Here is a 23095-nt window from a genome sequence, read left to right on the forward strand (position 1 = left end):
AGCAGAGTGAAGGGTCGCCATGGCGACCCTTCTTTTTTGTCTGGAGAAAAATTGTATACAAAATAAGGCGATGAATTTTACCTAGTTAGCATATGGCGCCGATATCGTGCGTCATATGAGCCAATCAGCGATCTTTGTTAATAACAGGCAACAATTTCATTTCATCTATGGGTCGATATTGTATACATTATCGGCGTTTCGGCGGCACGGCCGCCTTCGTCGATATCAGCCCTAGGGCGTACAGGAAGACCCCATATGTTCAAAGCTACCCAAGTGCTTGCCGCTGACTATGTTCCCTCCGATCTGGCCGCCCTGCGCGAAGCCATCACCCAGAACTACGTGGTGGATGAAAATGCCTATCTGGCCGAGCTGTCGGCCATGCTGCCGGGGGATGGCGCCTCGCTGGAACGGGTGACCCAGCGTGCCCGCACCCTGGTGACCAAGGTGCGCAAGGAGAGCGGCTCCGGCGACGGCATCGACGCCTTCTTGCAAGAGTACAGCCTGGATACCCAGGAGGGGATCATCCTGATGTGCCTGGCGGAGGCGCTGCTGCGCATTCCCGATGCCGAGACCGCCGATGCCCTGATCAAGGACAAGCTCTCCGGCGCCAACTGGTCGTCCCATTTTCGCAAAAGCGACTCCACCCTGGTGAACGCCTCCACCTGGGGGCTGATGCTGACCGGCAAGATCATCAAGCTGGACAAGAAGCTGGACGGCAACCCGGCCAACCTGCTGGGCCGCATGGTCAACAAGCTGGGGGAGCCGGTGGTGCGCTCCGCCATGTACGCCGCCATGAAGATCATGGGCAAGCAGTTCGTGCTGGGGCGCGACATGAAAGAAGCCCTCAAGGCGAGCCGCAAGTCCCGCGAGAAGGGTTACACCCACACCTACGACATGCTGGGGGAGTCCGCCCTGACCCTGGCCGATGCCGACAAGTATTTCGGTGACTACCAGCGCGCCATCGAGGCGGTGGGCAACGAGCGCATCAGCGACGGCGGCCCGGCCCCTTCCATCTCCATCAAGCTGTCGGCGCTGCATCCGCGCTATGACGTGGCCAACCGCGAGCGGGTGCTCGGCGAAATGTGCGAGCGGCTGGTGGGACTGGTGCGCCTCGCCCGCGACAAGGACGTGGCTATCAGCATCGATGCCGAAGAGATGGACCGCCTCGAGCTCTCCCTCGATCTGTTCGAGCAGCTCTATCGCTCCGACGCCAACCGCGGCTGGGGCAAGCTCGGCATGGTGGTGCAGGCCTACTCCAAGCGCGCCCTGCCGGTGCTCTGCTGGCTCACCGCGCTGGCTCGCGAGCAGGGGGACCTGATCCCGGTGCGGCTGGTGAAGGGCGCCTACTGGGACAGCGAGCTCAAATATGCCCAGCAGGCCGGCCTGCCCGGCTACCCGCTGTTTACCCGCAAGGCGGGCACCGACATCTCCTACCTCGCCTGCGCCCGCTACCTGCTGAGCGAGCCGACCCGCGGCTTTATCTCGCCCCAGTTTGCCACCCACAACGCCAACACCGTGGTCAGCATTCTGGAGATGGCTGGCGATCGCCAGTTCGAGTTCCAGCGCCTGCACGGCATGGGGGAGGAGCTGCACAACGCCGTGCTCAGCGAATATCCCGGCCTGCACTGCCGCATCTATGCGCCTGTGGGTGCCCACAAGGATCTGCTGCCCTACCTGGTGCGCCGTCTGCTGGAGAACGGGGCCAACACCTCCTTCGTCCACAAGCTGGTGGATCCCAACACCCCGGTCGACTCCCTGGCCGAGCACCCGCTGCGCACCCTCAAGCGTTACTCCAGCCTGGCCAACGATCGCATTCCGCAGCCGGTGAACCTGTTCAGCGACCGCAAGAACTCCAGCGGAGTCAACATGAACATCCTCTCCATCCAGCGCCCCTTCTTCGCCAAGCTGAAGGAGGTGGAGAGCAAGCAGTGGTTGGCGGGTCCCATCGTCGATGGCGAGACCCTCAAGCGCAATGAGGCCCGTGTGGTGCTGAGCCCGCAGGATGTGAGCCTGACTGTCGGCAAGATCCACTGGGCCGACGAGCAGGCAGTGGAGCAGGCGCTGGCCTCGGCCCATGCCGCCTTCCCGCGCTGGCGCGAGACTCCGGTGAGTGAGCGTGCCGCCGCCCTTGAGAAACTGGCGGATCTGCTGGAAGCGAACCGCGAGCAGTTCATCTCCCTCTGTACCCGTGAGGCGGGCAAGCTGCTGCAGGACGGCATCGACGAGGTGCGCGAGGCGGTGGACTTCTGCCGCTACTACGCGGTGCAGGCCCGTGGCCTGATGGGGCAGGCGACCCTGCTGCCCGGCTACACCGGCGAGATGAACGAGCTGTTCCTGCAGGGGCGTGGCGTGTTCGTCTGCATCAGCCCGTGGAACTTCCCGCTGGCGATTTTCCTGGGACAAGTCGCCGCAGCGCTGGCCACCGGCAACACCGTCATCGCCAAGCCGGCCGAGCAGACCGGTCTCATCGCTCACCTGGCGGTGACCCTGGCTCATCAGGCCGGCATTCCCGGCGACGTGCTGCAACTGCTGCCGGGTGACGGCGCCACCGTGGGCGCCAAGCTGACGGCAGATGCCCGCATCGGCGGCGTCTGCTTCACCGGCTCCACCGAGACCGCCAAGCTCATCAACATGACTCTGGCCCAGCGCGATGGCGCCATCCTGCCGCTCATCGCCGAGACCGGCGGCCAGAATGCCATGATCGTCGACTCCACCGCCCTGCCGGAGCAGGTGGTGCGCGATGTGGTGAGCGCCGCTTTCCAGAGCGCCGGCCAGCGCTGCTCCGCCCTGCGGGTGCTCTACCTGCAGGAAGAGATCGCGCCGCGGGTGCTGGAGATCCTGACCGGTGCCCTGCAGGAGCTCAAAGTGGGCAACCCGGCCGAGCACAACACCGACGTCGGCCCGGTCATCGACGCCGAGGCCAAGGCCGGGCTGGATGCGCACCTGGTGCACATGATCCCGCGTGCCCGCCTGATCGCCCAGGCACCGATGCCGGCCGTGACCCTGGGGGGCCACTTCGTGCAGCCGACCGCGCTGGAGATCGGCTCCATCCGCGAGCTGACCCGCGAGCAGTTCGGCCCCATCCTGCACGTGGTGCGCTACGCCGCCCGGGATCTGGACAAGGTGATCAGCGACATCAACGGCACCGGTTACGGCCTGACGCTGGGGATCCACAGCCGCAACGAATCCCATGCCGAGGAGCTGGCGAGCCGCATCAATGTGGGCAACGTCTACATCAACCGCAACCAGATCGGCGCCATGGTCGGGGTGCAGCCGTTCGGCGGGCAGGGCCTCTCCGGCACCGGTCCCAAGGCGGGCGGCCCCCATTACCTGAGCCGTTTCATTACCGAGAAGACCCGCACCATCAACACCACGGCGGTGGGCGGCAACGCCTCCCTGCTGGCGATGGGCGACGCCTGATCGACCGTGACCAACATCAGGCCGCCTGCGGGCGGCCTTTTTCATGGGCGTTCTCATGAGCATTGAAAAGCCGCCATCTTGGGGTCGCCACCCGGCTTGCCGCGTCTTAATATGGTGGCCGGTTGTCGCTTTCATCCGTCACCGCCGCCCAGTCCCGGGCGCGCATCCCGACCGACGTCACAACAAAGAGTGCTGCATCTATGTCATTAACCGAACAGGCCCGCTGGTTCGTGCTGGGGGGCGATCACCTCGTCCTGCTGGATGACCAGGGGCGCATTCCACAAGGCCCCCGTGCCTGTCTGCCCAGCCACTTGCAGCATGCTTCCTTTGAGCGCTTTGACGAGTGGGACGGGCTGCCCTGCCTGCTGCTGGATCTGGGGGGGGAGGTTGACACCGAGGCCCTGACCCCCTTGCGCCAGCTGATGGTGGCCGGGGATGAAACGGGTTTTCAGCTGGCCGGCCGCGCCTGGCAACTCGCCACCTTTCGCCGGACCCACCGCTTCTGCGGCGAGTGCGGCGCCCCCATGAGCCCGAAGGCGGGGGAGTGGGCGCAAGGGTGCCGCCATGGCCACGTCGTCTATCCGCGCATCTCCCCCTGCATTATCGTGGCGGTGCGCAAGGGGCCCGCCATCTTGCTGGCGGCCCACCGCCGTCACTATCAGGCCGAGGATCCCATGTATACCGTGCTGGCCGGCTTCGTGGAGGCGGGGGAGAACCTCGAGCAGTGCGTGGCGCGGGAGGTGTTCGAGGAGAGCGGCATCCGGGTGCGCAACGTGCGTTACGTGGCGAGCCAGCCCTGGCCGTTTCCTCACAGCCTGATGATGGGCTTCACCGCCGATTATGAGAGTGGCGAGATCCGGGTGCAGGACGAAGAGCTGGTGGCCGCCGATTTCTTCGAGGCCGACGGGCTGCCACGGTTGCCGCCTCACGGCACCATAGCGCGGCGGCTCATCACGCTCTGCCTCGACGACCAAGCCTGAGGGATGCAAAGAGGGGCGCTTGTTTGCGCCCCTTCACATCTTTGCACTCCAACGGCGGCGGCAGGCGTTTGAGCCGCCCCCCGCCGCGCACAAAGTGGTATCATATCCGCCATTTTATGCTGGATATGACTCAGGAACTGGGATGAAAGAGCTGAAGAACGATCGTTACCTGCGTGCCCTGCTGCGCCAGGAAGTGGACATGACCCCGGTATGGATGATGCGCCAGGCTGGCCGCTATCTGCCGGAATACAAGGCCACGCGCGCCCAGGCGGGGGATTTCATGTCCCTGTGCCGCAACGCCGAGCTGGCTTGTGAAGTCACCTTGCAGCCGCTGCGCCGCTATCCACTCGATGCCGCCATCCTCTTCTCAGACATCCTCACCGTGCCCGATGCCATGGGGCTGGGTCTCTACTTCGAGCAGGGCGAAGGCCCGCGCTTCGAGCGTCCGATCACCTCCATGGCCGACGTGCAGGCGCTGCCGGTGCCGGATCCGGAAGATGAACTCGGCTACGTGATGAATGCGGTGCGCACCATCCGCCGTGAGCTCAAGGGCGAAGTGCCGCTCATCGGCTTCTCCGGCAGCCCCTGGACCCTGGCCACCTACATGGTGGAGGGGGGCAGCTCCAAGGCGTTCACCAAGATCAAGCAGATGATGTATGCAGAGCCGCAGACCCTGCACCTGCTGCTCGACAAGCTGGCCGACAGCGTGATTGCCTATCTGAACGCCCAGATCAAGGCGGGTGCCCAGGCGGTCATGGTGTTCGACACCTGGGGCGGCGTGCTCACCCCGCGCGACTACCGCGACTTCTCCCTGCAATACATGCACAAGATCGTCGACGGCCTCATTCGCGAGCACGACGGTCGCCGCGTGCCGGTCACCCTGTTCACCAAGAATGGTGGTCAGTGGCTGGAGCAGATCGCCGCTACCGGTTGCGATGCGCTGGGTCTGGACTGGACCACCGACATCGCCGACGCCAAGCGTCGGGTCGGCGACAAGGTGGCGCTGCAGGGCAACATGGATCCCTCCATGCTCTACGCCAACCCAGCTCGCATCCGTGAAGAGGTCGCCTCCATCCTGGCCGGTTTCGGTCACGGCAACGGCCACGTCTTCAACCTGGGTCACGGCATCCATCAGGATGTGAACCCGGAGCATGCCGGCGTGTTCGTCAACGCAGTACACGAGCTGTCTGCCCAGTACCACGGCCGCTGAGCGCCGCCGACAGCACAGTGAACAACGGGGCCTGGGGGCCCCGTTTTGCTGTCTGCGGCGGGGGCTGCATCCTGACCGCCGCTCGGGTTACACTGCAACCCGGTAGCGGGCGGTCGACTGCGGGCGGGCACGGCAAGGTGCGTCCGGGCCTGACGCCCCACAGTCATGGCTGGAGGCAGGATGAGCAACAGGTTGTTGGATTGGGGGATCGATCTTGGCGGTACCAAGTGCGAATGCGTGGTACTGGAAGGGGACGAGGTGCTGCTGCGCCATCGCATTCCCACCGAGCGTGCCGGCGGTTATGACCACATGATCGGCCAGATCGCCAAACTGGTGGCAGAGTGTGCCGACAAGATCGGTCAGCGGCCGACCCTCATCGGCATGGGGACGCCGGGGGCGCGGGATCCGCAAACCGGCCTGATGAAGAACTGCAACACCACAGAACTCAACGGCAAGCCGTTCAAGGAAGATCTGGAACGCCGGCTCGGCGTGCCGGTGCTGATCGCCAACGATGCCAACTGCTTCGCGCTGGCGGAAACCCATCTGGGGGCGGTGCGTCAGCACCACCCTGATGCCAAGGTGGTATTCGGCATCATCATGGGCACCGGAGTGGGCTCCGGCATCGTCATCAACGGCCGCATCCTCAACGGCCACCACGGCATCGCCGGCGAGTGGGGCCACAACGTGCTCTCACCCGACGGCCCCGAGTGCTACTGCGGCAAGCGCGGCTGCGTCGAGACCTTCATCAGCGGCCCGGCGCTGGAGGCCTGGTATGAGGCCAAGGCCAAGCGTCACCTCTCGCTGGCCAAGATAGCGGCGGCGACGGCTCACGACCACCTGGCCAAGCTCACCATCGACCGGCTGCATCTGCTGTTTGGCCAGGCGCTGGCCAACGTGGTCAACATCCTGGATCCGGATGTGATCGTCATCGGTGGCGGGGTCGGCAACGTGCAGAGCCTGTACAGTGTGGGACGGGAGACTATTTTGCCCTTCCTCTTTAATCCCCGCTTCGCCACCCCCATTATTGCTCCAGCCCTGGGGGACAGCGCCGGGGTATTCGGGGCGGCACTGCTGGCCCGCGGTGAATTTCAGGATGCCCTGCTGTCGTGAGTCAGCCATCCGCTTGTCCCTTTGTCCCAGCTAAGGACCCAGAGTTTTCATGATCAAGATTGCCATCAACGGGTACGGGCGGATCGGCCGCAACGTGCTGCGGGCCCTCTACGAGAGCGGCCGCGACAAGAACATCAAGATAGTGGCCATCAACGAGCTGGCCGCCCCCGAGGCCATGGTGCACCTGACCCGCTTCGACACCAGTCATGGTCGCTTCCACCATCCGGTGCAGCTGGCCGGCAACAGCATGCTGGTGGGGGAGGATCTCATCTCCCTGTTCGCCGAGCGGGATCCGTCGCGCTTGCCGTGGCGAGCGCTGGGGGTGGACGTGGTGCTGGACTGCACCGGGGTGTTCGGCTCGCGGGCCGATGCCGAGCTGCATCTGGCGGCGGGGGCGGGCAAGGTGTTGTTCTCCCATCCGGCCGAGGCGGACGTGGACGCCACCATCGTCTACGGGGTCAACCATCAGGTGCTGACGGGGCGCGAGCGGATCGTCTCCAACGCCTCCTGCACCACCAACTGCGTGGTCCCCGTCATCGAAACATTGCATCGAGAATTCGAGATAAATTGTGGTACTATTACGACAATTCATTCGGCCATGCATGATCAGCAAGTCATCGATGCCTACCACAGCGACTTGCGTCGAACCCGCGCTGCCAGCCAGTCCATCATCCCGGTGGATACCAAGCTGGCCAAGGGGTTGGAGCGGATCCTCCCCCACTTCGCCGGCAAGTTCGAGGCGATCGCGGTACGGGTACCGACCATCAATGTAACGGCAATGGATCTCAGTATTACTGTTCGTAAAAAAGTGACGGTTACTGACGTAAATCAAGCCCTGCAACGGGCATCCAGAGGTACATTAAGCGGTATTCTGGATTACACGGAAGAGCCACTGGTCTCCGTAGACTTTAATCATGATGCTCACTCCTGCATCATTGATGGTACCCAGACCCGGGTCAGCGATGCCAACCTCGTCAAGATGTTGATGTGGTGTGATAACGAATGGGGCTTCGCCAACCGCATGCTGGATACCACCCGGGCCATGATGGCCGCAGGCTGAAAGCTTGCACCGGGCGCAAGGTTACTGTTTTTAACATTACCTGAAAATATAGAGGACTGAATATGTCTGTTATCAAGATGACTGACCTGGATCTGGCGGGCAAACGCGTTCTGATCCGTGCTGACCTGAACGTGCCGGTAAAAGACGGCAAGGTCACCTCCGATGCACGTATCGTGGCGACTCTGCCGACCATCAAGCTGGCTCTGGAAAAGGGCGCCAAGCTGATGATCACCTCCCACCTGGGTCGTCCGACCGAGGGTGAATACAACGAAGAATTCTCCCTGGCTCCGGTTGTCAACTATCTGAAAGACGCACTGTCCTGCCCGGTTCGTCTGGCCAAAGACTACCTGGATGGCGTAGAAGTCGCCGCCGGTGAGCTGGTTGTGCTGGAAAACTGCCGCTTCAACAAAGGCGAGAAGAAGAACACCGAAGAGCTGGCCAAAAAATACGCCGCCCTGTGTGACGTCTTTGTAATGGATGCGTTCGGTACTGCTCACCGCGCCGAAGGCTCCACCTACGGTGTGGCTCAGTTCGCACCGGTCGCCTGTGCCGGTCCGCTGCTGGCGGGTGAACTGGAAGCCCTGGGCAAAGCCATGCTGAAGCCCGAGCGCCCGATGGTTGCCATCGTTGGCGGCTCCAAGGTCTCCACCAAGCTGACCGTACTGGAATCCCTCTCCAAGATCGCTGACCAGCTGGTGGTCGGTGGTGGCATCGCCAACACCTTCATCGCTGCTGCCGGTCACAACGTCGGCAAGTCCCTGTGCGAGCACGACCTGATCGACACCGCCAAGAAGCTGGCTGCCGAAACCAACATCCCGGTGACCACCGATGTAGTTGTCGGTGCCGAGTTCTCCGAATCCACCCCGGCCACCATCAAGTCCGTCGCTGACGTGACCGACGGCGACATGATCTTCGACATCGGCCCTGACTCTGCCAAGGCCCTGGCCGACATCATCATGAACGCCAAGACCATTCTGTGGAACGGCCCGGTCGGCGTGTTCGAGTTCGACCAGTTCGCTGAAGGTACCAAGGTGATCGCCGAAGCCATTGCTGCTTCTCCGGCCTTCTCCATCGCTGGTGGTGGTGACACCCTGGCTGCCATCGACAAGTTCGGCATCGCCGACAAGGTCTCCTACATCTCCACCGGCGGCGGCGCCTTCCTGGAGTTCGTGGAAGGCAAGGTACTGCCGGCTGTTGCGATTCTGGAACAGCGCGCCAAAGCCTAATTGACCCGAGACGGGGGGCAAAAGCCTCCCGTTTCGTTTATCATGTGCCCGCTGTGCCGGTTCATGATGAACCCCCCATTTTTTATTAACGGCATACGAGAACAGGACGATTAAACATGTCTAAGAAAATTTTCGACTTCGTAAAACCCGGCGTGATCACTGGTGATGACGTTCAGAAAGTGTTCGCCATCGCGAAAGAGAACGGCTTCGCTCTGCCGGCCGTCAACTGCGTCGGTACCGACTCCGTCAACGCCGTACTGGAAGCTGCCGCCAAGGTGAAAGCACCGGTTATCGTTCAGTTCTCCAACGGTGGTGCCGTGTTCACCGCCGGTAAGGGTCTGAAACTGGAAGGCCAGCAAGCTGCCATCATCGGTGCCATCTCCGGTGCCAAGCACGTTCACGCCGTTGCCGAAGCTTACGGTGTACCGGTCATCCTGCACACCGACCACGCCGCCAAGAAGCTGCTGCCGTGGATCGACGGTCTGCTGGACGCGGGCGAGAAGCACTTTGCCGAAACCGGCAAGCCGCTGTTCTCCTCCCACATGCTGGATCTGTCCGAAGAGTCTCTGGAAGAGAACATCGACATCTGCTGCGAGTACCTGACCCGCATGGCCAAGATGAACATGACTCTGGAGCTGGAACTGGGTTGCACCGGTGGCGAAGAAGACGGCGTCGACAACAGCCACATGGACCAATCCGCCCTGTACACCCAGCCGGAAGACGTGGCCTACGCCTACGAGCGTCTGTCCAAGATCAGCCCGCGCTTCACCATCGCTGCCTCCTTCGGCAACGTACACGGTGTTTACAAGCCGGGTAACGTCAAGCTGACCCCGTCCATCCTGGACGCTTCCCAGAAGTACGTTTCCGAGAAGTTCGGCATCCCTGCCAAGTCTCTGGACTTCGTATTCCACGGTGGTTCAGGTTCCACTCTGGAAGAGATCCGCGAATCCATCTCCTACGGCGTGGTGAAGATGAACATCGACACCGACACCCAGTGGGCGACCTGGGAAGGCATTCTGGGCTTCTACAAGAAGAACGAAGCCTACCTGCAAGGTCAGCTGGGCAACCCGGAAGGCGCCGACAAGCCGAACAAGAAGTTCTACGATCCGCGTGTATGGCTGCGTGCCGGCCAGACTACCATGATCGCGCGTCTGGAGAAGGCTTTCTCCGACCTGAACGCCATCGACGTACTGTAATTCGTTACGGTAGTTTGATTGCATGAAAAGGCGCCCTGCGGGGCGCCTTTTTCATTGCAGCATGGCGGGGTCGCCAGCGGACGTGAGCAAGGTGTCTTTCGAGGCACCTTTTGCATTTCTGTGATCCCTGCGGGCTGGATTGGCGGCGGGTGGCTGAGTATTATCGATGACAGGCCGTTTATTTTAGTAAACGCAACGCTATCAAGGCAGGATGCTGAGCATGCAGGCAGGAAAGCACTACCCCCATCAGGAGCACGTGGCCTCCTATTACGCGGCCACCCGCAACGACAATCAGCAGTGGCCTGAGCTCAGTGGCGAACTGAATGCCGAGGTCTGCATCATAGGCGGCGGTTTCACCGGTCTCAACACCGCCATCAATCTGGCCGAAGCCGGTTACAAGGTGGTGTTGCTGGAGGCCAACCGCATCGGCTGGGGTGCCTCCGGGCGCAACGGCGGTCAGCTGATTCGCGGTATCGGTCACGACACCAGCCAGTTCGCCCGCTGGATTGGTGAAGAGGGTGTGCGCGAGCTCGACCTGATGGGGTTGGAGGCGGTCGAGTTGGTGCGCGAGCGGATCGAGCGCTTCAATATCGACTGCGACCTGCGCTGGGGCTACTGCGATCTCGCTACCCGTCAGCGTCATCTGGCCGGGTTTGCAGAGGAGGCGGCGCACCTGGCGAGCCTCGGCTATAAGCACGAACTCAAGCTGGTGTCGCGGGAAGATATCCATAGCGTGGTGGGCTCGGATCGCTACATCGGCGGCCTGATCGACATGGGCTCCGGCCATCTGCATCCCCTCAACCTGGCGCTGGGTGAGGCGCGCGCGGCGGCCAGCCTGGGTGTGGCCCTGTTTGAGCAGTCCAGAGTGGTGCACATCGACTATGGCGATCGGTTGCAGGTCACCACCGCCCACGGTCGGGTCAGCGCCGACTACCTGGTGATCGGCTGCAACGCCTATCTCAACGACCTCAACCCCGAGCTGGGGGGCAAGGTGCTGCCGGCGGGCTCCTACATCCTCGCCACCGAGGTGCTGGAGAAGCGGCTGCGCCAGCGCCTGCTGCCGCAGAACATGGCGGTGTGCGATCAGAACGTGGCGCTCGACTACTACCGCCTCTCCGCCGACGGCCGGCTGCTGTTTGGCGGTGCCTGCAATTATTCAGGAAGGGATCCTCGCGACATCAAGGCCTTCATGCTGCCCAAGCTGCTGCGGGTGTTTCCCGAGCTGGCGGATACCGCCATCGAATTCCAGTGGGGCGGCATGATAGGCATCGGGGCCAACCGGTTGCCCCAGATTGGCCGTCTGCCGGAGCAGCCCAACGTCTTCTATGCCCAGGCCTATTCCGGCCATGGTCTCAATGCCACGCACATGGCGGGTAAGCTGGTGGCGGAGGCGATCAAGGGGGAGAGCCGGGGTTTCGATCTGTTTGGCAGCGTACCCCACATGACCTTCCCCGGCGGCCCGGCGCTGCGCTCGCCCCTGCTGGCGCTTGGCATGCTCTGGTACCGCTTCAAGGATCTGTTCTAAGGGGGGCTGATCTGGTGCGCCACGGCGTGGTGGTTGGCCGGATTGATACTGCTATTTAGCTGGAGCAGTCAAACAATCAGCGTCCGCCCATCCCGTGTGTTGAATGGGCTGCACGCCGGCTAGCGAGGGGGATAGGGTGGATACCCAGGCCTGAGTCAGCCTGGGTATTCTGGCCGGTTGCGTGTCAGTGGGCGGGTTCGGCCAGACGCCAGCCCTGCTCGGTTTTCATCATCCACACTTCAGCCTGCTGCGGCAGCACCTGGCCCGCCTCGAACTCGCCGTATTTGCGTTCCAGCTCCATCAGCCCCATCTCCTGCTGGAAGGGACCGACCCTGTCATAGACCAGATCCTCGTCGTGCAGCACCTGCAGCTGTTCCATCCCCTGTTTGAAGTGGATCTGGTAGCTCACTTTGACCAGATAGACCCCCTCCATGCGCTCTTCCTTGTCCAGGATGGCGAAGTCACTGATCTCGAACAGATTGGCGTCGGTGTCTGCCTGCAACTTGGCGGTGACCTGGGTCCGGATTGCCTCTTCACCTGGACCTGCGTAACAGCCATACAGCCAGAGGGCCAGCAGGGGGATGAACCACTTTTTCATCAAAACTCCGGACGAACGAGACGGGAAAGCGCAAATATTGCCACGCTGTCGATCATATACAAGGGATTGCCGGAAAAATGGCGGTCAAACCGGGGGCCCGCACGGTTGCACGGGCCACCCGGCCTCAGCGCAGCTTCTCCAGCTGGCCGAGAAATTCGGCGGGCCCCATAAAGCCGGTGACCCGCTGGCCACTCAGCTCGTTGCCGGCGCGGTCGAAGAAGATCAGGGTCGGCAGCCCCAGCACGTTGAGGCCGTTGAGCAGCACCACATCGGCATCGTCGTTGGCGGTGACGTCCGCCTGCAGCAGCACCATCTGGCCGAACCGCTCGCGCACGGCGGGGTCGCTGAAGGTCTTGTGCTCAAACTCCTTGCAGGCCACGCACCAGTCGGCATAGAGATCGAGCAGCACCGGCTTGCCACGAGCGGCGGCCAGCTGGGTCTTGAGATCGTTCAGCGTCTTGATGCGAATGAAGGCTGGCGTCTCGGCCTGAGCGGCTGCGCTGGCGCCCTGGGGTGGCAGCAGCAGATCCTTGCCCACCACCACGGCGCTGATCATGGCCAGCAGCAGCACGAAGCCGCGCAGGCTGCGCCCCACCGAATGGCCCTGATGCTGGTTGTGATGATAGAGGTAGCCGCACAACAGCAGCCCCCAGCCGAGCCAGGCCAGGGTGGTGATCTGATCGCTCCAGAGCCTCGAGAGCAGCAGGATGGGCACCGCCAGCAGTGCAAACCCGAACAGCTGCTTGATCACGTCCATCCAGGCGCCCGCCTTGGGCAGCAGCTTGCCGCCCGAGGTACCGAGCAGCAGCAGCGGCAGCCCCATGCCGAGCGACAGGGCGTAGAGAGCCGCGCCGCCGAGCCAGAGATCGCCGCTCTGGGCCACGTAGATGAGGGCGCCGGAGAGCGGGGCCGTGGTGCAAGGGGAGCAGACCAGACCGGAGATCATCCCCATAATGGCGACCCCGAGCACGGAGCCGCCCTGCTGGCGGTTGGATAGGCCTGACAGCCGGGTCTGCAGGCTGCTTGGCAGCTGCAGGGTATAGAGCCCGAACATGGAGAGGGCCAGCAGCACGAACATCACCGAGAGGCCGATCAGCACGTAGGGATGCTGGAGGGCTGCCTGGAATTTCAAGCCGGCCGAGGCCACCACCAACCCGAGCAGGGTGTAGGTGACCGCCATCCCCTGCACGTAGACGAAGGAGAGCAGGAAGGCGCGACGGGTGGAGAGGCGATGGCCGGCCCCGGCGATGATCCCGGTCAGGATGGGATACATGGGGAAGACGCAGGGGGTGAAGGCGAGGCCGAGCCCGAGTGCGAAGAAGGCGGCGACGCTGAGCCAGAAGCTCTGGTTGCCGAGGGCGGCCGCCAGCTGATCCTGCTGGCTGCTGGCCGGTGTGGGCTGGTCAGGCTGCTCGCTCTGCTGGGCGGTGAGCGGCTGGATACTGATCAGCTTGTCGGTGGGGGGATAGCAGAGGCCGTCGGTACAGCCCTGATAACTGATCTTGAGACTGGCCTGCTGGCCGGCCTCGGTCAGGGTGACGGGGATCTGCACCTCCCGGTAATAGACCTGGGTCTTGCCGAAGAAGTCATCTTCATGCTCGCTGCCAACGGGCAGCACCGGCTCCTCGAAGGCGAGGTTTTCCCCCTTGAAGCTGAAGCTGTGGCGATAGAGGTAGTAGTCGTCGGCGATGCGCAGGTTCAGCAGCAGCCGATTGCCCTGCTGTTCGCTCTCGAGGACGAACGCCTCGTCCACTTTCAGAAATTTGGGCTGGGCGCTGGCCTCGATGCCGAGGGCACTCAGCAGATCCGTGCTGCTGGCGCGGGCCGGCAGTGAGCCCAGGCCGGCCAGCAGAGCACAGAGCAACAGCAGGGGAAAGAGCAGGCGAGACGGTGTCATGAGGTTTCCTGTTTTATCCAGTCGAGATAGGGCTGGTGGCCCTGGCTTGTGGGCAGCGCCAGGATCTCCGGCACCTCATAAGGGTGATGAGCAAGAATGCACTGGCGCAGCGGCTCGAACAGGGCGGCGTGCGACTTGATGATGAGCTGGATCTCCGTGGCCCGTTCGATCTGGCCCTGCCAGCGATAGACGGAGGTGAGGCCGGGCAGCTGGTTGATGCAGGCCGCCAGCCGCTGGTTCAGCAGTTGTGCGCAGATGAGGTCGGCACTGGCCTCATCCGGGCAGGTGCAAAGCACCAGAATGGTGTCGGTCATGGTGAAATATCTCGTCCGATCGGGGCGGCTCGGCGCCCGTAAACCAGTGGCTACTATACCTAGCGACGGGTCAAATAGCATCTGGCGCACTTTGCGGCTGCGACATGAAAATAAGTGGGGGGCATGAGATAGACGCTGTCAGAGCGACAAGGCAGAATGAGCGGGCTTGTTCCCATTCGACGTAAGGAAATGTATGACCCAACAGAATGAGCAGCAGAGAAACCGCATGTTGAGCCTGTTGCGCGAAGGTGAGCGCCGTATGTTGGTGCAACTGGCCGGTCTGCTGCGTACCAGTGCCGATGAAATCAATGCCGAGCTGGAAAAAGAGGAGTTGCTGGATACCCTCGAGCAACCGGTCACGGTGGAGTATCTCAACGGCGTGGTGCAGCACCATCTGTTCGAGCGCCTGCACAAGGGTGACATGGTCGCGGCCCAGCGACTGCTGACCCAGTACCAGAGCGACATCGAGGCCATGCTGACGCAGGAGTCGGCCGAGGCAGAGGCCCCGACCGAAGAGCTGAAGGCACAAGCCTGAACGCCGCGGCAGGCCCGCCGGGCTTGTCCTCCCCCAGCACCATCATGCCCCTTGCATGATGGTGCCTCGTTTTTCCTGCCGTTTTTTGCCGTGGTTCAACCCAGTGCGTTCTGCTGCCACTGGCCCGGGATCGGGTACACCTTGTCATAGCTCCAGTTGTAGATGAAGGCGTAGACCAGATAGAAGGTCACGAAGCCGATGTTGAGCGCCAGTGCCGCCAGCAGGGCGAGATCCAGCCACCAGGCGATGACCGGCAGAGTCAGCGCCATGAAGCCCCCTTCAAAGCCGAACGCATGGACCACGCGCTGCCACAAGGTCTTGTGCGGGTGCCCCTGGTACTTGAGCAGCAGCTTGTCGAAGCCGATGTTGTAGACATAGTTCCAGACGGTAGCCAGCACCGAGAACAGGATGGCCAGCGGCCCCATGTGGCTGAGCTCGATACCTGTGACCCAGCTGGCCAGGGGGGCGGCGATGAGCAGACCTATCACTTCAAAGCCGATGGCATGGCGGATACGGTCGTTGCGGGTACGCATAAATTCCTCTCTTTAAACAGGTATGTTGACTGACTGGTTGGCAATCTATCCCTATTTGTTGATAGTTTCACGTTGGTATCCATCGCTAAAATAGATAGATGACCGCATTTGCAGGAGCAGGACGATGAATCCATCGCTGGAACAACTGAGGGTATTGCTGGCCGCCGCACAGGCGGGCTCCTTTTCGGCGGCGGCGCGCCAGCTGGGCAAGGCGCAGTCGGTGGTCAGCACCGCCATCGCCAATCTGGAGATAGATCTGGGGCTCGAGCTGTTCGATCGCAGCGGCCGCTATCCGGTGCTGACCGAGGCGGGTGTGCGCATCAGCCAGGAGGCGGGCATTTTGCTGGCCCAGAGCGAGCGCTTGCAGGCCATCGCCGGCGAGCTGGCCACCGGCGTCGAGTCGCGTCTGACGCTGGCCATCGACGATGACTCCCATCTGCCCTGGCTCGGCTCTGTGCTGGAGGGGTTCGCCACCCGCTATCCGACGGTGGAGCTGGAGCTGTTGTTTCCGTTGATGGAGGATCTCACCGAGATGCTGACCAGCGGCCGCGCCCAGCTTGGCATCAGCTATCAGAAGGAGCACCCGCAGCGGGAGATCGTCGCCCGCTCGCTGGGGGGCGTGCCCATGCCGCTGGTGGTCTCCCCCGAGCATCCGCTGGCCCACAAGGCGCCGCTGCGGGAGAGCGATCTGCAGGGGGCGCGCCAGCTGATGGTGACAGGGCGGCGGGAAGGGACTGAGCGTCATCGCTTCCGGCTGTCGGCGCAGGTGTGGTGGGTCGAGGGGGATCTGGGGGTACTGGAGCTGGTCAAGCTGGGGCTGGGCTGGGCGGCGGTGCCCGATTTTCTGCTGCACCGGCCGCTGGCGCGGGGCGAGGTGGTGGTGCTCAAGCCGGACTTCATTACCCAGCCGGAGCTGGCACTGGAGCTGCAGTGGCATCGCGCCCGCCCGCTCGGGCAGGCGGGGCGCTGGCTGAAGGAGGCCCTGCTGGCGCGGGCGCGCTAGCAGGGCTCTTCGCTTACTCGGTCAGCTGATAGGGGAGGGGCTGCAGGCTCAGGTTTGAGCCCTCCTCCTGCTTGAGCCGGAAGCGGGCGTCGGCTTCGGTGTCTTTGGGCAGCACGGCGGTGAGCCACAGCTCGCCATCCTGCTGCCAGGCGTTGAGCACCATGCCGCTGCGGCGCCAGTTGTCACCGAGCTGGATCTCCAGGGTGTCGCCGCTGGCAACCGGCGTAGTGGCAGTGCCGCTCAGCACGAACAGGGCGCGGTTGTTGGCACCACGATACTTGGCGCGGGCCACCGTCTCCTGCCCCATGTAGCAGCCCTTGGTGAAGCTGATGCCATCGAGCGCCTGCAGGTTGAGCATCTGGGGAATGTACTCACCCTGATGAACCGCCTCGAGATGGGGGATGCCTGCCTTGATCTCCAGTCCCCACCAGAGCGACTCGGGGCCGCTGGGCAGAGACAATGCCAGCGGCTGTTCGCTGACCAGCAGCCAGCGATCGGCCTCGACCCGCACCGCCATGCCACCCTCGATGAGACCGCTCTCCTGCAGACCGTATTGCCCTGCGATCCAGCCATCGGTTCCCTGACCGGCCACGCCGACCGCCTGGCCGTGATTTTCGCTGATCTCGACCTTGGCAAAGATCGCGAACTTCTTGAGCTCGGGCAGCTGGCGGGCCAGCACCGACGGCTTGGTCAGCATCAGCAGGCGATCGCTCAGGCAGAGCAGGCGAAAATCGCTCCACAGCTTGCCCTTGGGATCACAGTGGCCGCCCAGGGTGTGCTGGCCTGGCTGCAGGGCGTTGACGTCACAGGTGACCTGACCCTGCAGGTATTTGGCGCGATCCTGGCCGCTCAGGCTGGTGATGGCCAGATCGGTCAGAGGGAACAGGGTTGGCTCGGCGGGAAGGATTGGCAGGCTCACGATGGCATTCCAGAGACAGAAAGTATGTGACCTGCATGGTAAAGACGTAAGGAATGTTTGTCAGCCGGAAAATCCAGCTGTTACCATCGCCGGGTCTTTGTAAGGAGAGTTCCATGTTGAGCCCAATTGAAAAATCCCGCCTGAAGTGGGCCTGCCGCCGTGGCATGCTCGAGCTGGATGTGATCTTTATGCCTTTCTTCGAACACGAGTTCGACGGTCTGAGCGAGGCGGAGCAGCAAACCTTCATCCGCCTGCTGGAGTGCGAGGATCCGGAGCTGTTCCGCTGGAGCATGGGCCACGGCGTGCCGGAAGATCCCGCGTTTGCCGCCATGATCCCGCTGATCCTGGAGCGCAATCAGGCCCGCCACGATCGCCAGCGCTGATCTGCCCGTACGGGTGTCGATGCCCATCACCGCCTCCAGACAGCAGCGCCTGCTGCTGTTGTCGCTGTTTCTGCTGATCCTGTGGCCGCTGGCCGCCCTGATCCACGGCTGGCAGTGGGCTCTGCTGCTGCCCTGCTGGGTGCTGGGGTTTTGGCGCGCCTGGCTTGGCGCCAGCCGGATGAGCGGCGTGCTGGAGTGGGACGGGCAGTGGCTCACCTGGCAGGGGCGTCGTTACCAGCTGGGGACAGGCAGCCGCATTTGGCCCGGGGTACTCTGGCTGCAGCTGGTGGCGACGGAGCGTCCCGCCATCCGGCTCTGGCTGTTCAGCGATGCGCTGGCACCGGCTCATTACCGCACGCTGGCTCGCGCCATCCACTTCTCCCAGCCGACCCGCTAGCCTCTCTTCCCCATAAAACAGATGACCCCGCCGGAGCGAGGTCATCTGGGGGATGCGGATCGATTAATCCCTATCCATCGTCAGCAATGCTGGCTCATGGCGGGCAGGATCAATCCTTGTCCGGCGTCAGCACGGTCGGCTTGGAGTCCGGCTGCATGTCCGGGTAGTCCGGGTTGCAGCAGTGCAGGCCGCGTGACCCTCTGGCTCATTACTGAACGAAAGGGTTAGTCCCGCTCCGGCGTCAGCACGGTTGGCTTGGAGTCCGGCTGCATGTCCGGGTAGTCCAGGTTGTAGTGCAGGCCGCGGGACTCCTTGCGTTGCAGGGCGCAGTTGACGATGAGTTCGGCCACCTGCAGCAGGTTGCGCAGCTCCAGCAGGTTGTTGGAGACCCGGAAGTGGGCGTAGTACTCCTGCACCTCCTGCTTGAGCAGGTCGATGCGGCGCTTGGCCCGGGCCAGGCGTTTGTTGGTACGCACTATCCCCACATAGTCCCACATCATCAGCCGCAGCTCGTGCCAGTTGTGCTGGATCACCACCAGTTCGTCCGAATCTTCCACCTTGCTCTCGTCCCACACCGGCAGACGGGGCGGCTCCACGCTCATCGGCAGCTTGGCCAGAATGTCGGCCCCCGCCTGATGGGCATAGACCACGCATTCGAGCAGGGAGTTGGAGGCCATCCGGTTGGCGCCATGCAGCCCGGTGTAGGTCACCTCGCCGATGGCGTAGAGACCGGGAATGTCGGTCTGGCCGTTGTTGTCGATCATCACGCCGCCGCAGGTGTAGTGGGCGGCAGGGACGATGGGCATCGCCTCCTTGGTGATGTCGATGCCGACCGCGAGGCAGCGCTCATGGATGGTCGGGAAGTGCTTGATGATGAAGTCGGCCGGCTTGTGGCTGATGTCCAGATACATACAATCGGCGCCGAGCCGCTTCATCTCGTGGTCGATGGCGCGGGCGACTATGTCCCGCGGCGCCAGCTCAGCCCGCTCGTCAAACTCCGGCATGAAGCGGCTGCCGTCGGGACGGCGCAGGTAGGCCCCCTCACCGCGCAGGGCTTCGGTCAGCAGGAAGTTGGGGTCATCGGGGTGGAACAGGCTGGTGGGGTGGAACTGGTTGAACTCCAGGTTCGCCACCCGGCAGCCGGCGCGCCACGCCATGGCGATGCCGTCACCTGAGCTGACGTCCGGGTTGGAGGTGTACTGGTACACCTTGGAGGCGCCACCGGTGGCCAGCGCTACGAAGCGGGCACGGATCACCTCGACCTGCTCGGCGTTGCGGTTCCAGACATAGGCGCCCAGCACCCGGTTGCCCGGCAGACCCAGCTTGCGGGTGGTGATGAGGTCGACCGCGTTGAAGCGCTCCATCAGCTGGATGTTGGGGTGAGCGCGCACCTGATCGATCAGGGTGAGCTGCACTGCCTTGCCGGTGGCATCCGCCGCGTGGAAGATGCGGCGATGGCTGTGGCCCCCTTCGCGGGTCAGGTGATAGTGGGATTCGCCCTCGGCGTCCTCCTCCTGATCGAAGGGGACCCCCTGCTGGATCAGCCACTGGATGGACTCGCGGGCGTTGCGGGCGGTGAACTCCACCACGGCCGGGTCACACAACCCGGCCCCGGCGTTGAGCGTGTCGCTCACGTGGGATTCGATGCTGTCGGTCTCGTCGAACACGGCAGCGATGCCTCCTTGCGCATAGAAAGTGGCCCCTTCACTGATGGGCCCCTTGCTCAGAACCAGGACTTTGGCCTGGTCTGCCAATCGCAATGCGAGAGACAAACCGGCGGCACCGCTGCCAATGATCAGTACGTCGCAAAGGTATTCAACACTTGCTTTCATAAGTATCATTGGCCTGGATTAAGAACTGGCACCATGGTAGCCCAAGCGAGGGTGGTGATGCAGCCTGCGTCACATTTTTTTCAATGCAAGCGAACTTTCCCTGATTCCTCCTGTCTGAACTTGTGCGCTTAGGAAGGGCCGGAAAAGAAAAACGATAACCTGATGGGGGTTTTACGGCTCTGATGAGCGACCAGAATCTACTGGACGAACAGCTGGTTGAACGGGTCCAGCGTGGCGATAAAAATGCATTCAACCTGTTGGTAAAAAAATACCAGCACAAGGTGGTCAACCTGGTGGCCAGGTATGTCAACAACCCGGGCGATGTACCGGATGTGGCGCAGGAGGCATTCATCAAGGCCTACCGTGCGCTGCCGACATTCCGTGGCGAGAGCGCGTTTTACACCTGGTTGTACCGAATCGCCGTGAACACGGCCAAAAATTATCTGACCTCTCAAGGGCGCAGGCCGCCCAGCAGTGACGTAGAGGCGGAAGAGGCAGAATACTATGGTGGTGGCGAAGCCTTGCAAGAGGTGGCTACCCCGGAAAACCTGACGCTGACCGACGAGATCAAGCGCACCGTGTTTTCTGCCATAGAAGCTTTGCCGGAAGACTTGAGGACAGCTATCACCCTTCGCGAACTGGAAGGGCTGAGCTACGAAGAGATTGCCGAAATCATGGATTGTCCGGTGGGTACGGTGAGATCCCGTATCTTCCGGGCGAGGGAAGCAATCGATAAAAAGCTGCAACCTCTGATCGAGAATTAACTGGGGAAAGACAGGTTAACTTATGGCAACTAAAGAGCAACTCTCGGCCCTGATGGACGGTGACTTGAGCGATGTTGAGGTTCTGAACGAGCTGGGAACGGATCCGGCTCTGCAAGACACCTGGTCTCGTTACCACCTGATTGGTGATGCCATGCGGGGGGACCTGCCGGTCAATCTGCAACTGGATCTGAGCGACAGCATCATGGCTGCGCTGGAAGATGAACCCACCATCCTGGCGCCCAAGCCGGTGGAGAGCAAACCTGCCGCACCGCAGCCGGGTACCGCCAAGGTCGTGCCGTTTCTGCGCCGTGCCGGTCAGCAGGTAGGGCAATACGCCATCGCGGCCTCGGTCGCTGCCGCCGTCATCTTCGGGGTGCAGCAATATCAGGGGCAGGATGGTCTGCCGACCAATCCGGTACTCAACACTATCCCCGTTGGTGGCAGTGCCTCACCGGTGAGCGTGCACTACCCGCAGGATGGCAACCGGGCCACTGCCCGTCAGCAAGGGCTGAGCGAGCAGCAGATGCAGGAGCAGCGCGAGCGCATCAATGCTTTCCTGCGTGACCACCAGTTGCAACAGCGTCTGCTGCAAGACAAGCAGATTCAGGAATAACGGATTTAGGGATCAGAACGTGCGCCAGTCCAGCCGTATTTTGCTGGCCTCTCTCCTGCTGATCAGTGCCAAGGCCTCGGCCGACGACAAGTCGGCCGAGGCCTTGTTGCAGCAGATGCAGAGTGCCGTCTCGCAACAGAATTTTGAATTGTCCATGGTCAAGGCCCGGCAGGGGCGCCTCGAACCCATCCGCTTCAGCCACGGCGTGATCGATGGCAAGGAGGTGGCTCACCTCAGCTATCTCGATGGCAAGACCATCGAGTATCTGCAGCGCCAGGATGAGTACACCTTCTTCGAAAATACCCACGAACCTTACACCCTCAAGGGCGCTCGCTTCCCCGGTGTGTGGGCGAGCCTGGTCAGGATGCCGCTGCCACGGGTGCTGGAGAGCTATGACCCCGTGCTGGCCGGCCGCAGCCGGGCGGCCGGGTTGGTGGCTCAGGTCGTGCGGCTGGTACCCAAAGAGGCCGACAAGTACGGCTTCGTGCTCTGGATCGACGAGCAGAGCCACCTGCTGGTGCGGGTGGACATGGTGGATCGGGAGGGCAATCTGGTTGAACAGGTGCTGGGGGTGGATCTGGACAGGCTGCCTGCCCCGGCGCCCTGGCTGGTGAAGCTGGCTGGCAGCAAGCTGCCTCAGGCACTGGCACTGGAAGACGCCTACCCGGCACCGCAGCAACAGCTGAACTGGCACCTGACCTGGTTGCCGGAGGGGTTCAAGGTGCTCTCGCGGGATCGGCATCAGCTGGTCACCACCAGCCTGCCGGTGGATTACATGATGCTCTCCGACGGGCTGGTGGATCTCTCGGTCTACGTTGCCAGGGTCGACCCCAAGCAGGCGGTGCGCCAGCAGTTGATCCGCCAGGGGGCCACCTCGCTGGTGAGCTATGTCAATGACGTGGGGGTCGAGATCACTGTGGTGGGTGAGGTGCCGGCAGACACCGCGAAACGCATCGCCGAGTCGGTGCAACCGCTGGCTCGCAACGAGACCGTCCAGTAGTTGCCGATGCACTGTTGCTTGCCCAATCCGGGCAGTCATGTTCAGATTGGGTCAATCTCTGTCTAGTTAATGTGGAACCGTCTTGTGAGTGGAATGAGCGAAGAGCTGGCAACCGTAGTGGCCATTGATGGACAACATGCCTGGGTGGAGTGCGAACGGCGCTCCGCCTGCAGCGGTTGTCATCAACAGTCCAACTGCGGCACCGGCACGGTAGCCAAGGCGTTTCCGTTGCAGGCGCAGCGGCTGCGGGTGGCGCTCACCATCGAGGTGAGCGTCGGCCAGCAGGTGAGGCTCGGTATCCCCCAGGCGAGCATTCTGCAGGGGGCTGCGCTGGTCTACGTGCTGCCGCTGTTCTGTCTGCTGGCGGGAGCCCTGCTGGGGCAACTCTGGCTGGCTCCCTTGCTGTCAGCCGGGGAGGGGGTCACCATCCTCAGTTGCCTGCTGGGCGGCCTTATCGGATTTTCACTGGTTCGTTACTTTTCCAACCGGCTCGATCAGGGGGCTTATGGTCCCCGCATGCTGGGTGTGGTCCTGCCCACCCGCCACCTCTCCTGACACTGTCTAGGCCTGTATTTCTGGT

22 protein-coding genes are annotated in these 23095 nt (G+C 62.7%); 16 read left to right on the forward strand and 6 right to left on the reverse strand.

Going from position 1 to position 23095, the window contains the following annotated elements:
• Window positions 1–255 precede the first annotated feature (255 nt).
• The 8 genes from putA to AHA_RS03950 all read left to right on the forward strand — a co-directional run bounded on the left by putA (window position 256) and on the right by AHA_RS03950 (window position 11727).
• Window positions 256–3420 carry a bifunctional proline dehydrogenase/L-glutamate gamma-semialdehyde dehydrogenase PutA gene (putA, locus tag AHA_RS03915; RefSeq protein ID WP_011704727.1) on the forward strand — a complete coding sequence of 1055 codons (3165 nt, stop codon included), beginning with the start codon at window positions 256–258 and terminating at the stop codon, window positions 3418–3420.
• A gap of 200 nt (window positions 3421–3620) precedes the next feature.
• A complete protein-coding gene (nudC, locus tag AHA_RS03920; RefSeq protein ID WP_011704728.1) occupies window positions 3621–4400 on the forward strand; it encodes an NAD(+) diphosphatase in 780 nt (259 codons plus the stop codon).
• Window positions 4401–4542: 142 nt separating this feature from the next.
• On the forward strand, window positions 4543–5610 hold the full coding sequence (gene hemE, locus AHA_RS03925) for a uroporphyrinogen decarboxylase (protein ID WP_115586403.1): 1068 nt from the start codon (window positions 4543–4545) through the stop codon (window positions 5608–5610).
• A gap of 180 nt (window positions 5611–5790) precedes the next feature.
• Window positions 5791–6720 carry an ROK family protein gene (locus AHA_RS03930; RefSeq protein WP_011704730.1) on the forward strand — a complete coding sequence of 310 codons (930 nt, stop codon included), beginning with the start codon at window positions 5791–5793 and terminating at the stop codon, window positions 6718–6720.
• A 49-nt stretch (window positions 6721–6769) separates the two neighbouring features.
• On the forward strand, window positions 6770–7780 hold the full coding sequence (gene epd, locus AHA_RS03935; protein WP_010635047.1) for an erythrose-4-phosphate dehydrogenase: 1011 nt from the start codon (window positions 6770–6772) through the stop codon (window positions 7778–7780).
• A 62-nt stretch (window positions 7781–7842) separates the two neighbouring features.
• Window positions 7843–9006 carry a phosphoglycerate kinase gene (locus tag AHA_RS03940; RefSeq protein WP_011704731.1) on the forward strand — a complete coding sequence of 388 codons (1164 nt, stop codon included), beginning with the start codon at window positions 7843–7845 and terminating at the stop codon, window positions 9004–9006.
• Between the two features lie 116 nt (window positions 9007–9122).
• Window positions 9123–10202 carry a class II fructose-bisphosphate aldolase gene (fbaA, locus tag AHA_RS03945; RefSeq protein ID WP_011704732.1) on the forward strand — a complete coding sequence of 360 codons (1080 nt, stop codon included), beginning with the start codon at window positions 9123–9125 and terminating at the stop codon, window positions 10200–10202.
• Window positions 10203–10422: 220 nt separating this feature from the next.
• Window positions 10423–11727 (forward strand): NAD(P)/FAD-dependent oxidoreductase, encoded by a 1305-nt coding sequence (locus tag AHA_RS03950; RefSeq protein WP_011704733.1) that lies wholly within the window; start codon window positions 10423–10425, stop codon window positions 11725–11727.
• Between the two features lie 184 nt (window positions 11728–11911).
• Here AHA_RS03950 and AHA_RS03955 read toward each other — a convergent pair whose 3' ends face one another.
• The 3 genes from AHA_RS03955 to cutA all read right to left on the reverse strand — a co-directional run bounded on the left by AHA_RS03955 (window position 11912) and on the right by cutA (window position 14536).
• On the reverse strand, window positions 11912–12325 hold the full coding sequence (locus AHA_RS03955) for a hypothetical protein (RefSeq protein ID WP_011704734.1): 414 nt from the start codon (window positions 12323–12325) through the stop codon (window positions 11912–11914).
• 124 nt (window positions 12326–12449) lie between these two features.
• Window positions 12450–14222, reverse strand: a complete 1773-nt coding sequence (locus tag AHA_RS03960) for a protein-disulfide reductase DsbD (protein ID WP_011704735.1) — start codon at window positions 14220–14222, stop codon at window positions 12450–12452.
• On the reverse strand, window positions 14219–14536 hold the full coding sequence (gene cutA / locus AHA_RS03965) for a divalent-cation tolerance protein CutA (protein WP_039214661.1): 318 nt from the start codon (window positions 14534–14536) through the stop codon (window positions 14219–14221). The genes AHA_RS03960 and cutA overlap by 4 nt, the downstream gene beginning before the upstream one ends.
• A 193-nt stretch (window positions 14537–14729) precedes the next feature.
• Between cutA and AHA_RS03970 the strand changes: the two genes are divergently transcribed.
• On the forward strand, window positions 14730–15071 hold the full coding sequence (locus AHA_RS03970; protein WP_016349513.1) for a hypothetical protein: 342 nt from the start codon (window positions 14730–14732) through the stop codon (window positions 15069–15071).
• Window positions 15072–15166: 95 nt separating this feature from the next.
• Here AHA_RS03970 and AHA_RS03975 read toward each other — a convergent pair whose 3' ends face one another.
• Window positions 15167–15604 (reverse strand): PACE efflux transporter, encoded by a 438-nt coding sequence (locus tag AHA_RS03975; protein WP_011704738.1) that lies wholly within the window; start codon window positions 15602–15604, stop codon window positions 15167–15169.
• A gap of 124 nt (window positions 15605–15728) precedes the next feature.
• On the opposite strand from AHA_RS03975, the gene AHA_RS03980 reads away from it, so the two are divergent.
• Window positions 15729–16607: a LysR family transcriptional regulator gene (locus AHA_RS03980; RefSeq protein ID WP_011704739.1), complete on the forward strand. Its 879-nt coding sequence runs from the start codon at window positions 15729–15731 to the stop codon at window positions 16605–16607.
• 13 nt (window positions 16608–16620) lie between these two features.
• Here the strand turns inward: AHA_RS03980 and ygfZ are convergent, their stop codons facing one another.
• On the reverse strand, window positions 16621–17526 hold the full coding sequence (gene ygfZ / locus AHA_RS03985) for a tRNA-modifying protein YgfZ (protein WP_011704740.1): 906 nt from the start codon (window positions 17524–17526) through the stop codon (window positions 16621–16623).
• A 113-nt stretch (window positions 17527–17639) separates the two neighbouring features.
• Here ygfZ and AHA_RS03990 point away from each other — a divergent pair, with 113 nt between their 5' ends.
• Both AHA_RS03990 and AHA_RS03995 read left to right on the forward strand, forming a co-directional pair.
• Complete coding sequence (locus AHA_RS03990; protein WP_011704741.1) at window positions 17640–17909, forward strand: FAD assembly factor SdhE; 270 nt, start codon at window positions 17640–17642, stop codon at window positions 17907–17909.
• 19 nt (window positions 17910–17928) lie between these two features.
• On the forward strand, window positions 17929–18306 hold the full coding sequence (locus AHA_RS03995) for a protein YgfX (RefSeq protein ID WP_011704742.1): 378 nt from the start codon (window positions 17929–17931) through the stop codon (window positions 18304–18306).
• 224 nt (window positions 18307–18530) lie between these two features.
• On the opposite strand, the gene nadB is transcribed toward AHA_RS03995, so the two are convergent.
• Complete coding sequence (gene nadB, locus AHA_RS04000) at window positions 18531–20138, reverse strand: L-aspartate oxidase (protein WP_011704743.1); 1608 nt, start codon at window positions 20136–20138, stop codon at window positions 18531–18533.
• A gap of 182 nt (window positions 20139–20320) precedes the next feature.
• Here nadB and rpoE point away from each other — a divergent pair, with 182 nt between their 5' ends.
• From rpoE to AHA_RS04020, 4 genes are all read left to right on the forward strand, one after another.
• Window positions 20321–20902, forward strand: coding sequence for an RNA polymerase sigma factor RpoE (gene rpoE / locus AHA_RS04005; protein WP_005309371.1), 582 nt, complete (start codon window positions 20321–20323; stop codon window positions 20900–20902).
• Between the two features lie 22 nt (window positions 20903–20924).
• A complete protein-coding gene (locus AHA_RS04010; RefSeq protein ID WP_011704744.1) occupies window positions 20925–21515 on the forward strand; it encodes an RseA family anti-sigma factor in 591 nt (196 codons plus the stop codon).
• Between the two features lie 19 nt (window positions 21516–21534).
• Window positions 21535–22515 carry a MucB/RseB C-terminal domain-containing protein gene (locus AHA_RS04015; RefSeq protein WP_016349517.1) on the forward strand — a complete coding sequence of 327 codons (981 nt, stop codon included), beginning with the start codon at window positions 21535–21537 and terminating at the stop codon, window positions 22513–22515.
• A 93-nt stretch (window positions 22516–22608) separates the two neighbouring features.
• Window positions 22609–23070 carry a SoxR reducing system RseC family protein gene (locus AHA_RS04020; protein WP_011704746.1) on the forward strand — a complete coding sequence of 154 codons (462 nt, stop codon included), beginning with the start codon at window positions 22609–22611 and terminating at the stop codon, window positions 23068–23070.
• Window positions 23071–23095: the final 25 nt, after the last annotated feature.

The organism is Aeromonas hydrophila subsp. hydrophila ATCC 7966, assembly GCF_000014805.1.
In the GTDB taxonomy this organism is placed as follows: Bacteria; Pseudomonadota; Gammaproteobacteria; order Enterobacterales; family Aeromonadaceae; genus Aeromonas; species Aeromonas hydrophila.

Excerpts from the sequence above, each read along its gene's own strand:
- putA (WP_011704727.1), top strand. The coding sequence starts at position 256 with ATGTTCAAAGCTACCCAAGTGCTTGCCGCTGACTATGTTCCCTCCGAT.
- nudC (WP_011704728.1), top strand. The coding sequence starts at position 3,621 with ATGTCATTAACCGAACAGGCCCGCTGGTTCGTGCTGGGGGGCGATCAC.
- hemE (WP_115586403.1), top strand. The coding sequence starts at position 4,543 with ATGAAAGAGCTGAAGAACGATCGTTACCTGCGTGCCCTGCTGCGCCAG.
- AHA_RS03930 (WP_011704730.1), top strand. The coding sequence starts at position 5,791 with ATGAGCAACAGGTTGTTGGATTGGGGGATCGATCTTGGCGGTACCAAG.
- epd (WP_010635047.1), top strand. The coding sequence starts at position 6,770 with ATGATCAAGATTGCCATCAACGGGTACGGGCGGATCGGCCGCAACGTG.
- AHA_RS03940 (WP_011704731.1), top strand. The coding sequence starts at position 7,843 with ATGTCTGTTATCAAGATGACTGACCTGGATCTGGCGGGCAAACGCGTT.
- fbaA (WP_011704732.1), top strand. The coding sequence starts at position 9,123 with ATGTCTAAGAAAATTTTCGACTTCGTAAAACCCGGCGTGATCACTGGT.
- AHA_RS03950 (WP_011704733.1), top strand. The coding sequence starts at position 10,423 with ATGCAGGCAGGAAAGCACTACCCCCATCAGGAGCACGTGGCCTCCTAT.
- AHA_RS03955 (WP_011704734.1), bottom strand. The coding sequence starts at position 12,325 with ATGAAAAAGTGGTTCATCCCCCTGCTGGCCCTCTGGCTGTATGGCTGT.
- AHA_RS03960 (WP_011704735.1), bottom strand. The coding sequence starts at position 14,222 with ATGACACCGTCTCGCCTGCTCTTTCCCCTGCTGTTGCTCTGTGCTCTG.
- cutA (WP_039214661.1), bottom strand. The coding sequence starts at position 14,536 with ATGACCGACACCATTCTGGTGCTTTGCACCTGCCCGGATGAGGCCAGT.
- AHA_RS03970 (WP_016349513.1), top strand. The coding sequence starts at position 14,730 with ATGACCCAACAGAATGAGCAGCAGAGAAACCGCATGTTGAGCCTGTTG.
- AHA_RS03975 (WP_011704738.1), bottom strand. The coding sequence starts at position 15,604 with ATGCGTACCCGCAACGACCGTATCCGCCATGCCATCGGCTTTGAAGTG.
- AHA_RS03980 (WP_011704739.1), top strand. The coding sequence starts at position 15,729 with ATGAATCCATCGCTGGAACAACTGAGGGTATTGCTGGCCGCCGCACAG.
- AHA_RS03990 (WP_011704741.1), top strand. The coding sequence starts at position 17,640 with ATGTTGAGCCCAATTGAAAAATCCCGCCTGAAGTGGGCCTGCCGCCGT.
- AHA_RS03995 (WP_011704742.1), top strand. The coding sequence starts at position 17,929 with ATGCCCATCACCGCCTCCAGACAGCAGCGCCTGCTGCTGTTGTCGCTG.
- nadB (WP_011704743.1), bottom strand. The coding sequence starts at position 20,138 with ATGAAAGCAAGTGTTGAATACCTTTGCGACGTACTGATCATTGGCAGC.
- rpoE (WP_005309371.1), top strand. The coding sequence starts at position 20,321 with ATGAGCGACCAGAATCTACTGGACGAACAGCTGGTTGAACGGGTCCAG.
- AHA_RS04010 (WP_011704744.1), top strand. The coding sequence starts at position 20,925 with ATGGCAACTAAAGAGCAACTCTCGGCCCTGATGGACGGTGACTTGAGC.
- AHA_RS04020 (WP_011704746.1), top strand. The coding sequence starts at position 22,609 with ATGAGCGAAGAGCTGGCAACCGTAGTGGCCATTGATGGACAACATGCC.